Source organism: Ruegeria sp. CE6 (assembly GCF_056537485.1).
In genome coordinates, this window is the sequence record NZ_JBQFRR010000002.1 from 521265 (window position 1) to 535136 (window position 13872).

11 protein-coding genes and 1 tRNA gene are annotated in these 13872 nt (G+C 56.5%); 5 read left to right on the top strand and 7 right to left on the bottom strand.

What is annotated here, in order from left to right; all coding sequences use genetic code 11:
* The first annotated feature begins 74 nt into the window (after positions 1–74).
* Positions 75–160, top strand: a tRNA-Leu gene (locus ACR0DK_RS11040).
* Positions 161–193: 33 nt separating this feature from the next.
* On the opposite strand, the gene ACR0DK_RS11045 is transcribed toward ACR0DK_RS11040, so the two are convergent.
* From ACR0DK_RS11045 to ACR0DK_RS11055, 3 genes are read right to left on the bottom strand one after another with little or no spacing between them, the layout of a single operon-like run.
* A complete protein-coding gene (locus ACR0DK_RS11045; protein ID WP_480736143.1) occupies positions 194–1228 on the bottom strand; it encodes a lipocalin-like domain-containing protein in 1035 nt (344 codons plus the stop codon).
* The gene (locus tag ACR0DK_RS11050; protein ID WP_480736145.1) at positions 1218–3632 is read right to left on the bottom strand and encodes an ABC transporter permease; all 2415 of its coding nucleotides are present in this window, start codon (positions 3630–3632) and stop codon (positions 1218–1220) included. Before ACR0DK_RS11050 ends, ACR0DK_RS11045 begins: the two co-directional genes overlap by 11 nt.
* On the bottom strand, positions 3629–4276 hold the full coding sequence (locus ACR0DK_RS11055; protein WP_480561460.1) for an ABC transporter ATP-binding protein: 648 nt from the start codon (positions 4274–4276) through the stop codon (positions 3629–3631). The genes ACR0DK_RS11050 and ACR0DK_RS11055 overlap by 4 nt, the downstream gene beginning before the upstream one ends.
* Between ACR0DK_RS11055 and ACR0DK_RS11060 the strand changes: the two genes are divergently transcribed.
* Complete coding sequence (locus ACR0DK_RS11060) at positions 4275–4877, top strand: potassium channel family protein (protein ID WP_370644421.1); 603 nt, start codon at positions 4275–4277, stop codon at positions 4875–4877. The two genes, ACR0DK_RS11055 and ACR0DK_RS11060, sit on opposite strands and share 2 nt — an antisense overlap.
* Here ACR0DK_RS11060 and cls read toward each other — a convergent pair.
* From cls to ACR0DK_RS11075, 3 genes are read right to left on the bottom strand one after another with little or no spacing between them, the layout of a single operon-like run.
* Positions 4874–6286, bottom strand: coding sequence for a cardiolipin synthase (gene cls, locus ACR0DK_RS11065; protein WP_480736148.1), 1413 nt, complete (start codon positions 6284–6286; stop codon positions 4874–4876). The genes ACR0DK_RS11060 and cls overlap by 4 nt on opposite strands.
* Before the next feature lie 23 nt (positions 6287–6309).
* A complete protein-coding gene (locus ACR0DK_RS11070; protein ID WP_480736150.1) occupies positions 6310–7284 on the bottom strand; it encodes an HAD family hydrolase in 975 nt (324 codons plus the stop codon).
* A gap of 60 nt (positions 7285–7344) precedes the next feature.
* Positions 7345–8955 (bottom strand): arylsulfatase, encoded by a 1611-nt coding sequence (locus ACR0DK_RS11075; RefSeq protein WP_255612093.1) that lies wholly within the window; start codon positions 8953–8955, stop codon positions 7345–7347.
* 191 nt (positions 8956–9146) lie between these two features.
* On the opposite strand from ACR0DK_RS11075, the gene ACR0DK_RS11080 reads away from it, so the two are divergent.
* Positions 9147–9827, top strand: coding sequence for a Crp/Fnr family transcriptional regulator (locus ACR0DK_RS11080; RefSeq protein WP_170562640.1), 681 nt, complete (start codon positions 9147–9149; stop codon positions 9825–9827).
* A gap of 7 nt (positions 9828–9834) precedes the next feature.
* Here the strand turns inward: ACR0DK_RS11080 and ACR0DK_RS11085 are convergent, their stop codons facing one another.
* The gene (locus ACR0DK_RS11085) at positions 9835–10926 is read right to left on the bottom strand and encodes an AI-2E family transporter (RefSeq protein WP_170421749.1); all 1092 of its coding nucleotides are present in this window, start codon (positions 10924–10926) and stop codon (positions 9835–9837) included.
* A gap of 158 nt (positions 10927–11084) precedes the next feature.
* On the opposite strand from ACR0DK_RS11085, the gene ACR0DK_RS11090 reads away from it, so the two are divergent.
* On the top strand, positions 11085–11942 hold the full coding sequence (locus ACR0DK_RS11090; protein ID WP_170393012.1) for a YihY/virulence factor BrkB family protein: 858 nt from the start codon (positions 11085–11087) through the stop codon (positions 11940–11942).
* The gene (locus tag ACR0DK_RS11095; RefSeq protein WP_480736623.1) at positions 11942–13846 is read left to right on the top strand and encodes a cytochrome c3 family protein; all 1905 of its coding nucleotides are present in this window, start codon (positions 11942–11944) and stop codon (positions 13844–13846) included. The genes ACR0DK_RS11090 and ACR0DK_RS11095 overlap by 1 nt, the downstream gene beginning before the upstream one ends.
* Positions 13847–13872: the final 26 nt, after the last annotated feature.

Below are 13872 nucleotides of genomic sequence, written 5' to 3' on the forward strand. Positions count from 1 at the left end.
ACGAAACATTCAGGGCAGTGGTTGTTTTTTGCCTCTGGACCTTCTCTCGGTAGGGCGCTAATCCAGTGTTCGTGGCCCAAGTGGCGGAATGGTAGACGCAGGGGATTCAAAATCCCCCGCCTTCACGGGCGTGAGAGTTCGAGTCTCTCCTTGGGCACCACAGCAATTCTGAATATATTGCTGAAGTTCAACTTCAATACCCCGTCATCTCAAGATATCCGCGTCCTGTGTGGCTACCTGTGATGGTGATTGGGCCTTCCCAGTATTCGAACCGGGTTCCCATCCAAGCCTTCGGGCTTATGGCATCGACTTCAACATCGATCCCGCGATCCGGCAACGACACCTGCCATTTGATCGGAACGTCACGTTGTGCCACGCGGGCGGTTTCAAGGGGTTCTAGCAGTACTGAGCCGTCAGGTAGGGGGGTCGTTTGCCCATCAGGCTCAATCCATGTAGCGGCCGTGAAATCCCCTCGATCCCCGCGTAGGCGGAAGGCCATCAGCTTGTCACCGTCGTCAAAGCTGAGCGAGAACCAGTCCCAGCCGCTTTGATCTTCGGCCAAGGGTTGCGAAGACCATTCGCGATCCAGCCAACCCTGGCCGGCGACTTCGACATCTTCGTTGGGCAGGTGGAGCGTGCCCTCGACCGAGTAGAAGGGTTGTGAATAGTAATAGCTGGCCTGACCATCGGCGGATTTCACCGAATACCCCTCGGCCCCGTGAAACACCAATGGGCCTTGGGCCTTCAGAGTCAGATCATACCCAAAGTTTGATCCGTTTGCTGTCAGGCTCAGGGTTTCCAAATCATCGCCGCGCATGTGCCATTCATCGATCCATGCCTCAAACGGTTGGGCCGTAACGCCAGCCTGTCCAACACCGCCGCGAGAGAGTCGTTCGGCGAAATAGTGTGTTTCTGGCGTTGTGAGCGCGGCATGGCCCATCCAGATCTGTGGGTTTTGCCAGCCGTCAGCTTCGGATGGTTTCAGTGCCGAACGGAACAGGGTCCATTGTATGCCATAGTCGCGACCCTCTGCGTCTTTGAGGTTTGCCGTCAGATACCACCATTCAATCCGATAATCCGGATGGGCGCCGTGATCTTGCGGAAACTGAAAGCTGTAGCCCGGTTCAGGACGCGTAAAGCCATCCGCATTGCCGCCCAACCCGGCATAACCCTGCGCCCAACCGGGAATTGGAAGGAGGATGAACAGAATGAAGGCTTTAACGTTCATTGGCAAAAACCCTCAACAGCGCAGCAGGTGGTAGGCGGAGCAATCGTAATGCGGGTAGGGCCGCTGCGAGCACGGCGGCAACCAGAGTCAGCAGGAATAAGCTCAGCCAATCAGTTGGGAACAAATACATGGGCAAGCGCCATCCGAAGGCCTGCACGTTGATCACGGCCAGCAGCACCCATGCCAATACAAGGCCCAATGGAAGGGCAAGACAAGCGGTCATCACCGCAAGCAGGACACTGCGCAGAAGCTCTAGCTTGGCCAGTTGCGCGCGCGTAAGGCCCAGCGCCCAGACCGGTGCGACCTGAGGCAGGCGCTGGGTCCACAGTGTCAGCAAGCTGGTGAGTATCGCGAACCCCGCAACGCCCAGTGTCAGCACATTCAGCGCTGAGGTGACGACGAAAGTTTTTTCAAAAACAGTCATCGATTGCGCTTTCATAGCGGCCTGCTGCACAACTGCCGATGGAGGCAGGTCAAATTGGTCACGCAACGCCTGTGCCAGCTCCGAGGCCTGATCCGGTGCGATGCGAATGCCAAAGCGGCGTGTATCCGTATCCGGGGCAATCTGATCCAGCATCGGCATTGCGACGATGGCCTGACCTGTCGGGTTCCCGTAGTCGGAATAGACACCTGCAATCGGCAAGCTGTGCTCGGGTGTGATCGCGACGGTGTCTCCGGGCCACAGATCCGCGCGTCGTGCGAGTTGCTCGTTGATGAGTACGGCGCCGCGATACAGGACGTTGTCCCAGACGTCGGGATCCTTGGCGATCAGTGGCCAGTTGTTGCGATAGCTATCGTGATCAACAATCCCGTACAGAAACAACGGCCCGGTCTCGTGCAGCAATTCGGTGCTGCGAATGGGTAGGACAGCTGACGCCCTTGGGGCGAGCCAATCGATAAGGGCTGCGCCTTGTGCATTGTCGGCTGCGGTCACGTAAAGTTCGGAGGTCAGCCGTTGATCGAGCCAGCCAGTAAAGGTGAGGCGGAAGCTTGAAACCATTGTGCCCACGCCGATATTCGCGGCGAGCGCTAGCAGCAAGGCCATCAGCGCAAGTGACAGACCGGGCAATTGCGCCCGCATGTCCGCGAGCACCCATTGACCAACAGGCGTGCGGGCCCGGCGCAGGCACAAGGTCAATATCCCTGACAGTGCGAGCGGCAGCAACAAGGCCGCTCCGGTCAGCATCCCGGCAAGCAAGGCAAACCCTGCGATAAGTCCGCCGATTGTGAAATATGCGATAAAGCCCAATGCTAGCAGGGCTAGGCCACACGCGCCTGTAATCTGGGCCGAGGCTTTACTGCCACGCCAAGCTTGTAAGCCCGGCCCTGCGAGGATGGGCATGCGCGAAAGTCGCCAAAGAGCGTGGCCACTGGCCGCCAACGTGCCGCCTGTTGCCATCGCAAGACCTGCGGCGACCCATTGGGGGCGTAATGACATCTGCCCGTCGATTGTTGCCCCGTAGAGGCCGCGCAACGTGGCGGCGACATCAGGCAACAAGGCTCCAGCCAGAAAATACCCCAGGATTAACCCGAACAGGCCACCGATCAGGGCCAAGAGAAGTAATTCACCCAGAACGATCCAGATCAGGCCCCGCATGGGAAGGCCCAAAGCCCTTAATGTACGGATAGTGCCACGCCTCTGCGCGAAGGCGAGGCCGACCGTTCCGTGAACGATGAACAGGCCGACGGCGAAAGACAGCAAGCCGAAGGCTGAGAGGTTCAGGTGAAAGCTGTCGGTAAGTTGCGCGGTATCCAATTGGGCCGAGGGGCTAATGCGTTGAAGTTCAGGCGCAAGTTCTGACAGAGACGGGACACCACGGGGCTGATTGGGCAAGATCACCAGACGGGAAATCTGACCGGGACGGTTCAGAAGACGCTCGGCCACTCCAATATCGGTGAGCACCAGATCAGGTGGCAGCGCGGTGCTGGAAAGCACCGGTGGGAAGTCGTCGCTAGATTGAAACAGCGGGGTCAGGGCGGGTGACATCAGCAGCCGCCCCGGAGCTGTCAGCATATCAGCTGGGTCGGGGGCATCCGCGCCTTGCTCGATCTGGGTGATCGCGGGCAGGACAGGGTAGGCCACCAAATCCACCCCCATCAGACGTACGGAACGGCCCTTGATGCGCAGCGTGCCTTCTAAGACGGCCGCCACTTGCCAGCCTGCGCGCCTGAGCTCGGCGTAGCGGGAAAGAGGGATCGTGGAACCGGAGGCGCGCAATTCGTCGAATTGTCCGATGGCAAGCTGGGTGCTGGCGCGTTCATAGCTCGCGCGCGCTTCGGCATTGATGGCTTGCACGGCCGACCACAGACAAGTTGCCAGCGCGATACCCGTCAGAAGCGTCATCAATTGCAATGGGTGCATCCGCCAATGGGACACCAGCGCCAGGACCGCAGCGCGTGTCATGCGATATGCCCGCCCGTCAGGTGGGCACGTCGGTCGAGACGGCTGGCGATGTCATTCGAGTGAGTGACCAGCAGGAGCGCAGCGCCGGTATCGGCAACCAATGAAAGCATCAGGTCCAGCACCACCGCACTTGCTGTTTCGTCCAGATTGCCCGTCGGCTCATCCGCTAGCAGCAATCGTGGTTGGATCGCCATGGCGCGTCCGATGGCAACCCGCTGCTGCTGTCCGCCCGAAAGGTTCTCGGGGTAGCGGTCTTGCAGTTCTCTCAGGCCAAGGCGCTCGGTCAGGTGGACAACCCAATCCGGGTCGTTCCGACCCGCAAGTCGCGCATGGATCGAGAGGTTCTGGGCAACGGTCAGCGACGGGATCAGGTTGAACTGCTGAAAGACCAGAGACAGGGTGCCGCGACGCAATTCGGCGCGTTCCGCATCATTCAGGGCCGACATGGCGCGCCCGTCCAGAGTAATCTCTCCGCCATCAAACCCATCCAGCGCCGCCACCAGATGCAACAATGTGCTTTTGCCACTGCCACTTTCTCCGGTCAGCGCCAAGGTCTGTCCCTGTTCCAGCGTCAATGAAACATCAGTCAGGACAGGTCTCCCACCGGGATAGGATTTTCGAACGTGATTAATTGATAGCAACATGCAAACTCTCATCTGGTCCCGTCACAATGTGCAACGCGGCGCGCCAGTGTCCAGAGCCGAGATCGGTTCTATTCGCCGCAGCCTTACGCATCGCATGGGGTTGTCGGCAACGCGCGAAACCCCCATGCTTGCACAGTTTTCAGCGATCAGAACAAAGGCCGTTTACATGACATTGTCGCAACAAATCATTTGGGGCAGCTTCTATCTGGGTATTTGTTTTCTGATCGAAATCATGCTGCTGACATGGTGCGTTCTGGTCATCCGAAAACTGGTTGCGAAATGGGAGACGCGCAGCACTATCCTTGCAACCGCAGGCCCGATCAGCGTGGCGCTGGTGTTTATCGTGCTGACCCATACGGTTCAGGTCTGGATCTGGGCGATTGTCTGGGTGTGGGGTGATGTGCTGCCGGATTGGAATTCGGCCCTCTATTTCTCATTGGTGACGTTCACAACGCTGGGTTACGGCGACATCGTCTTGGGCGAAGGGCTGCGCATCTTCGGAGCATTTGCATCGGTCACGGGCCTACTGGCCTTTGGGCTGTCGACCGCGTTCCTGGTGGCCCTCATGACGCGGGTGTTTGAAGAACGGTTCCTGAACTAGAGGATCGGTGCAAACAACCGAGCAAGCGGCGCACCAAAACGGATGTGGAACGGTTGCTGGGGCAAATTGCGGGTCAATTCGTAACTTGCTTCAAAATCGGTTTCCAGCATCGCAGCCACTGCGTTTGCTGCGCGACGATCAAAGAACAGGGCCATCGCCTCAAAGTTCAGACGGAAAGATCGGTTGTCCAGATTGGTGGTGCCAACGGCGGCCAAGGTATCGTCTACAACAAACGCTTTTTGATGCATGAAGCCGTCGGTATAGCGAAACACCCGGGCGCCACAGTCTCGGATTTCGTCGAAATAGGCAAAAGCGGCCAGCCAGGGCAGACGATGGTCGATGACATCCGGCACGAGTATTCGTACATCCACACCACGCAACGCCGCGTGCTGTAGCGCGGTCATGATGTCGATGTCGGGCACAAAATAGGGCGAGGCGATCCAAAGCCGTTCTTTCGCCTCAGTGATGGCCGCAAAGAACATCATTGCGCCGGTTTCTGTTTCGTCGCCCGGGCCCGTTGCCACCAGCAGCGCATTCATGTCCTGATCAGATTCATTTCCAGCCCAATCGAGTTGGTCGATCAGATCTTCGTTGCGCGCCCAGTGCCAATCCTCGGTAAAAATCAATTGCAGTTGCCGTACAACGTGGCCGGTCATCTTGATATGCGTGTCCCGCCAGCGACCGAACCGAGGGCTTTGCCCCAAGTATTCAACGCCGATGTTGTGACCACCGATAAAGCCGACATCGCCATCCACGATCACAGTTTTTCGGTGGTTGCGATAGTTCAGTTGAAACCGGAAATTGGGCCCGCGTTGTTCGCGGGGATCTGCAACATCCACACCGGCCTGGCGCAGCGTCTCAAAATAGCTGGACGGCAGGCCATAGCTACCCACCGCGTCGGTCATGAACCGAACATGTACGCCACGCTTGGCCGCGGCGATCAGCCGGTCCCGCACCCTTCGCCCAAGATCATCATCCCGGACGATGTAGAACTGGATCAGAACGTAATTCTCGGCCTTATCTATGGCGTCGAGAATGGCATCAAACGTAGCTTCGCCGTCGATCAGCAGCTCGGCTCCATTACCACGTGAGACGGGCAAATGGGCCAACGCTTCAAACGCGCGAGGATTGACTCGCATCGTCTGAGGGTCGGGTTTCGAGAAATCGGCAAAGGTCTTGATCCCTTCGACGACGCGCTCACTTTCTTGCCGAGCGATCCGGTATCCTCTGAACCGATGGTGACCGAGGAATAGATACAGCGGCACGCCAAACATCGGGGCCGACAGCAGGAACACAACCCAGCCAACCGCTCCTTGTGGTGTGCGTGCAGTCTGCGCAGCGCGAACTGCAAAGACGACCGCTACGCAATAGAGTGAAAACAGAAAAAACGAGACGAGTAATGTCCACATCGGGGCGCAGCGATCCGGGTTGCTTAGTTTGCCCCAGTGTAGATGCGGGACCAGTCGTTGGCCATATCAACAATGACCCATCCCATATCCGGGCCTTTGTCCAACCCATCGACTAACCGTCCAACCGGGCTTTCGCGGTCGTAGGCCCATTCGCGATCCGCATCAGTGTGATGGATCAAAACGCCCAGCCGTGGCCCGTCGCCTGCGGTGGTCCATTCAAGCATGGCAAAATCCCCGTCCGAGTTTCCTCCGGCAAATATGGGACGCTTGCCGATGGTGCGCTCGATATTGATAGGTTTGCCTTCTTTATCATCGATGAAGGCGATGCCGGGGGCCTTGTTGATTACGGGCGTGCCGTTTTCGCTGTCATAAGTTGTTTCCCCATAGGTGCCCAGAATCTGTTCGGGCGGGATGCCATAGGCCTGTTCGGCGAAGACACGCATGAAATGCAGGCCTCCGCCTGAAACGATATAAGTTTTGAAATCCTCATCCCGCAGGTAGCGCAACAGCTCGACCATCGGCTGATAGGTCATCTGGTCGTAGGGCAGATCGGTCTCGGGATGTCGTGAAGTACTAAGCCAATCGGCCACCGACGCCTGAAATACTTCAACGCTGCTGCCGGAATGCGATGCGTTGACCACTTCGATCAGAGCGTCGTGCCCGCCTTCCAGAATGGTTTTCAGATCACCTTCAGCAGCCGCTTTCAACGCTGGGGTCGATAAGATCGATGGGTCTTGTTTAGCAAGCTCTGCCAGTTGGTACATGGCAAATATGAACTGAAAATAGACCGGTTGTTCAGCCCAGAGCGTGCCGTCATTGTCAAACACCGCAATCCGATCGGCGGGAGTGACATAGAGTTCATTCGCCGGGTCGCTGACCGCGTCAACAAAGTCGATGATCTGCTGTTTTGATGCCGAGTCGGTCCAGCTGGGCAGGGGGTCTGCGAACGCCACAAGGGGGACGGTGGCTATAAACGCCGTGAGTTTGAGAAATCTCATGTAATAGCCTCTGATACTGGAAAAAGGGGCCGCGCTTTACGGCGGCCCCTGTCTTGTTTTCTAGTTCGAAGTTGGTGTGGCCAATTTCTGCATCACCTGATCAAGGCTGAAGCTGGCCGCCTTCTGACGTGGTGGGAATTCTTGGAAAGTACTCAGGAAACTCGCCACATATTGCTGCGCCGGTACTAGGAAATACACCCGGTCGATCATCCAGTCGTAGTATGTGTTGGATGTACGGTATCCACGCTCATAAGGGTCGCGGCGCAAATTCACGATGATCGGCACGCGCAGTTCCGTGAATGGTTCCATCCATGCGCGCAGGGTGGCCCATGCTTTTTGCTCCAAAAAGATCAGCTTCCAGTCGTCAAAACGCAAAGCGGACAGGTCGCCGTCATCCGTGAAATAAAAGATTTCTCGGCGGGGGCTTTCAGTGGTCTCACCGGTCAGCAGTGGCAAGATATTGTAGCCATCCAGATGCACTTTGTAGTCGCGACCCATGGCAGGTGAGGAATAGCCGGCTTTCAGCTTTTCCTTGATTTCGGGGTCGCCAGCGACCGCCAGATAGGTGGGCAGCCAATCCATGTGATGCACGATTTCGTTCGAGATCGAACCCGCTTCGATCTTACCGGGCCAACGCACCATGGATGGTACGCGCCAGCCGCCTTCCCAGTTGGTATTCTTTTCGCCCCAGAACGGTGTCGAAGCGGCATCCGGCCAAGTGTTGTAATGCGGGCCGTTATCGGTGGAATAATGAACGATAGTGTTGTCGGCGATGCCGAGTTCGTCCAGCAGATCAAGCAGTTGGCCGACCTGAATGTCATGTTCGATCATGCCCGCCGTGTATTCATCGGCCGGACTACCTAGGATTTCGTTGGCTGTTTCGCGCATTTCTTCCCCGACATGGGTGCGGAAATGCATGCGTGTGCCATTCCACCAGACATAGAATGGTGTGCCGTTCTGGTTGGCCTCACGAATGAACTCAACGGCAGCTTCCAGGGTTTCCTGATCCACCGTTTCCATGCGTTTGCGTGTCAGTGGACCGGTGTCTTCGATGGGGCCGCCTGCGCTGGACTTGATCACACCGCGCGGACCATAGGCCTCGCGGAACGTGCGCCCGTCGGGCAGAACCGCGTCCCCGGGATAATCTTCATGCTCGGGTTCTTCTTCGGCATTGAGGTGATAGAGATTCCCAAAAAACTCATCAAATCCGTGATTTGTCGGCAGATGCTCATCTCGGTCGCCCAGGTGGTTCTTGCCAAACTGGCCGGTCACGTACCCATGATCCTTGAGCAACCCTGCAATCGTGGGGTCTTCGATCTGCATCCCTTCTTTAGCGCCAGGCAAGCCAACCTTGGACAGTCCAGTCCGGAACACCGATTGGCCCATGATGTAAGATGAGCGGCCAGCTGTGCAGGATTGCTCGCCATAATAATCGGTGAAGATCATGCCTTCATCGGCGACCCTGTCGATATTGGGGGTCTGGTATCCCATAAGGCCCATTGTGTAGGCCGAAATGTTGGATTGGCCGATGTCATCGCCCCAAATGACCAGAATGTTGGGTTTTTGATCCTGCGCCCATGCGGGCAGTGCGACCAGAACGGCAATCGACGCTGCTGCGGTACGGCGCAGTCCGATACGCCAGCTTTCCAAGAACCGGGTTGTAGTTAACATGTTTTACTCCTGAACTTGTGGACAATTTGTCCCTGTGAACTATCTGAGACTTGTGTCCAGAATAGGATTAGTTGCAGTCGTTAAGCATTGGATATCCCGCGAAAATAGCCAGATTGCGGGATTCGTGTGTAAGTAATGTAGGCCAGCGAGCCTGATTGAAATTTATCATATGATGAAGTTTAAATATATAGATGGCATTAATTGAAACTGATCTAGACGCGCTGCAGGAAAGTTCCTGGTTCAAAACCAGATCTCCCGCCTTTCAGGATGCTCTGATGCGCAGCGCCGTGCGCCGAACTTACGGTGCTGACGAAGCTTTGTTTGTCCAGGGTGATCCCGCCAACGGGATCCACGCTGTATTGGATGGTAGTGTTAAGATCACCGTCCCCGCAGATGACGGTCAGGAATTTGTCATACATCAAGAGGGACGTGGCTTTTGGATCGGCGATCTCGCGTTGTTTGCGACTGCACATCGGCTGATCAGCGTGGTAGCGACTCGGCCAACCGAAACGCTTTTCTTTCCGGCCTCGCGGCTAGAACGCTTAGTGCAGGATTCTCCTGACTTTGTTCGGGATTTCTACGCTTTGAGTCATGAAAACATGCAAAAAGCCCTGCGTATCGTAGCCAATCTTGCGGTGACCGGCACCGAGAAACGGCTGGTTCTGAGGTTGCTGCATCTGGATGAGGTGACATCCGATGCAGAGGGTTGGATACCGGTTTCGCAGGAAGAGCTGGCGGCTATGATTGCAGTCTCTGCGCCAACGCTTCACCGAGCATTACACAGGCTTATCGAATTAGACTTGATCGAAGGCGGGTATGGTCGGCTGAGGTTGAAAGATCGACGCGCCCTCGTCGCTAGCTGTCAAAGTTGACGGACTTTCAAGCCGAATGTTCTGTTGACGAGTGATCATCCTCACCGAGCCTTCCATCCAAAGACATCAAGATCGCGACCGGGCGCAGCGCGGGGATGTGGCTGAAGATGATCAGGATGCAGACGGTCAAAGGCACACTCAGGAACGCTCCGATCAGACCCCAGACCGTGGTCCAGAAGGTCAACGCCAAAATCACTAGGAACGTCGACATGTTCAGCGATCGGCCAAGCATAGCCGGATCCAGAAAGTTGCCGATTAGAAACTGTAGTGTGCCGCACCCCAGAACGATCACGAGAAATGGCCCGATCGTCTCAAACTGAACCAGAGCGATCATTGCGGGAAAGATGACGGCGATGATCGAACCGATTGACGGGATGAAATTCAGGGCGAAAGTCAGCACGGCCCAGGTTTCAGCATATTCCAGACCCAGCGCTTTGAATACGGCGTAGCTGATGGTGGCGGTGATCAGACTGATAAATGTTTTCACGCCGACGTATCGCTGCAGGCTGTACGAAATCGCATCCAGAACCAAGGCCAGGTCAGCCCCCAGCCGTGGGTTGCCGGCGGCAAGCTGGATTTTCTTGCGAAAGGCCAACCGCTCGGCCATCAGAAAGGCGACATAGAGGCTGATTAGGAAGAACTGGTTAAGCAGTGATGTGGCGCTGCCCAGCAATATCCGAGCGACATAGGACATATCGATGCTGACCAGATTGTCTCGGATAAAACTTGTGACATCGTTGCCGACCAACCCGGTAATTCTATGAACAGCCCCGTCAAACTGGCTTTCGTAGGTGTTGATCGAGCGTGCAAACTGCGTGGCCTGACTGCCCAGAATGTACATGATCATGAACAAACCGGCCAATACAACTGTTACTCCCGCGACATTCGCCAACCAGATTGGCACCCGCGTCACTGCAATGACCCGGTCGCTAAGGGCCAGGATCAGCACGTTGACCAGTAACGCCATGGTCAACGGCACCAGAAAGTTTGCCCCTGCATAGAGGCCAAGCACCATTAGCGTGGCCACGATCGCAACATCCCGCAATACGCTCAGTTGCGGACGCGCACGGGAAGGGCTGTTTTCTGGGTCAGAGGTCATAAGATGGCCTTGGTCTGAGTGCTGCCTGGATGTGTTTTGATTGATCCTGCACAGGCTGGCGGGTTTATGCAATCCATACAGAAGGTTATACGCATGAAATCGGTGGCCTGATCCGATTGACGGTTCTGCCAAAGGAAAAGGCAGGCTAGGCTAGCGCAATGCCAACTGTTTTGATTCCCTCGTTCGGCCAATTCCTGCGTGCGCTCTGGCTTGCTGTGCGCCGATTTAATGACAAAAACGGCTTCGTCATGAGCAGCCACGTCGCCATGTCGTTGATGATGGCCCTGTTTCCATTCGTTCTGTTCACGGTTGCGCTGGCAGGGGCCTTGTCACAGGGCTATGTGACCGATGAACTGATCGAACTGATATTTGGCGCCTGGCCCAAAGACGTGGCCGATCCCATCGTTTCAGAACTGCGTGCTGTTCTGGCCGGTGCGGGCTCGGGCGTGATCACTTTGGGTGGCTTGTTGGCGATCTACTTTGCCTCGAACGGAGTCGCCGCCGTGCGAAAGGCGATGGCGCAGGCCTATCACGACACGGACAATTGGCCCTTCTGGAAGACCCGACTGCTGTGCTTTGTGCTGGTCATAATCGGCGGTGCTGCCATTCTGGCCATCGCGGCGGTCGAAGTCGTTCTGCCGGTCTATACCCGTTTGGTTTCGGAAAAGACGGCAGTGGATGTGGACAACTGGCTGTCGGTGGATCGTCTGCGATGGACCTTTACCGTGGCTGTCCCCGCTGGCACCGTTCTTTTGGCTCATCTGATCTTGCCCACCCGACGGCACAGCCTACTACAAATCTTGCCGGGCGTAATCCTGACATTGGCTTTGTGGGCTGCAGGTGGATGGGGCTTTTCAATCTACATCGCCAAGTTTGCGACCTATAGCGCGACGTATGCCGGGCTTGCAGGGGCAATGGCAGCGCTGATTTTCCTGTACTTATGCTCGGCCATGCTGATCCTCGGGGCTGAATACAACGGCGCGCTGATCGATTTGCAAAACGAAGAGGGGCAATGATGTATCTCCGCGCTATCGTGATGACCGCGATCCTTTGGGCGACCGCGCAGCAGTCGCAGGCGCAGGACTATGTTGGATCAGACGCGTGCTCGGATTGTCATAAGGAAGAAACCGAAGCCTGGGAAAGCTCATACCATGCGCTTGCCTGGACTGAGGTGGAGGACGGCCATGTTCAGGCTGATTTCGATGGAACACGATTCTCGCATGATGGAATTAGCGTGGCCTTTGCGGATCAAGATGGAGCTCTTACGGCGCAAGTCACCGAAAAAGACGGCGTTACAACGACCTATCCGGTACATTCAGTGGTTGGTATCGCGCCGCTACAGCAATATCTTTTCGAAACCGAACCCGGCCGGTTGCAGAGTTTCGACGTTGTTTGGGACGTCGAAAAGGGCCGTTGGTTTCACCTTTATCCAGATCAGGATTTGCCTCCGAATGATGGGCTGCACTGGACCGGTCCGTACAAAAACTGGAACGCCCGCTGTGCCGAGTGTCATGCGACCGGTTATGTGAAGAACTACGACTCTGAGGAAAGGCGCTATGCCTCGACACAGGTCGAAATTGGTGTCGGGTGCGAGGCTTGCCACGGGCCGGGTTCTGCGCATTTGGAGTGGACGACCGGAAAAGTGTTGCAAGACGGTTTGAGCGAGTTCGGATTCCCTACGACATGGGGCAGGGGGCAGAAAGAAGCGGAAATTCAGCAATGCGCCGGCTGTCATTCCCGGCGCGAGGCGTTAGAAGATGGTAATCCGCTTCCCGGCAAGCCGTATCACGACGCCTATAACCTGGCGTTGCTGCGACCGGGTTTGTATCACCCAGATGGCCAGATTTTGGACGAGGTCTATGTTTATGGCTCATTCCTGCAGTCGCGCATGTATGCAGAAGGGGTGGGTTGCATGAATTGCCACGATCCGCACCGGGCTGAGGTGAAAGCCGAGGGTAATGGGTTGTGTACCCAATGCCACTCCCCCGGTGGCAACCCGGATTTCCCGACCCTTCGGCTGGCGGAATATGACACGCCCGCGCATCACCAACATGCCGAAAATTCTGCGGGTGCCCAATGCAAGAACTGCCACATGATCGAGCGTGTCTATATGGGGGTAGATGGCAGGCGCGATCACAGCTTCCGCATTCCCCGCCCTGATCTTGGGCTCGGAACTGATGCCTGCACTGATTGCCATGCGGATGAAGATCAGTCTTGGGCGGCGCAGCAGATTGAACTCTGGTTCCCGGAATCATCCTATAGAGTGGCGCATTATGGCACGACATTTGCAGCAGCAGGCAGTGGTCAATTGGACGACCCTGAAACGCTGGTCGCGATCGCTCTGGATGAAGGGCAGGCAGGTATCGTTCGCGCAACCGCTCTGTATTTGTTGCAACCTTTTGCAACGCCTGATCTTGCCGAGCGTCTAGCACCGTTGCTGGCCGATCCGGACCCACTGATACGGGCCAATGGACCGGTACTGCAGCGTCAGGTTCCTGCCCAGTTGCGCGCTTCGCGGTTAGAGCCGTTGTTATCCGACCCCATGCGCAATGTACGCATCTCGGCTGCGAAAGAGTTCTTATCGATCCCAGCGCAGGCCATGACGCAAGACCAACGCGCAAGCGCGCAGCAGGGCATGGCGGATTGGCAACGTAGCATTTCCAATCGTTTGGACTTTCCTGAGACCCATTTGGTGTTGGGTGGTTGGGCGCTTACGCTCAGAAACGCGCCGGCTGCAGAACGTGCATTCCGCGAGGTTGTAACGCTCGACCCGCAGCGCGTTGAGGCTTGGCCGATGCTGGTTCAACTTGCCCACATCAATCGCGGTGTTCAGGCTGCGTTGGCGACATTGGACGAGGCCTTGTTAGTTCTTCCCGATGATCCAAACTTAATGCAACTGGCGCAGGAACTCGGGAGATAACTGGCATGGAACTGGCAGATTTGCGC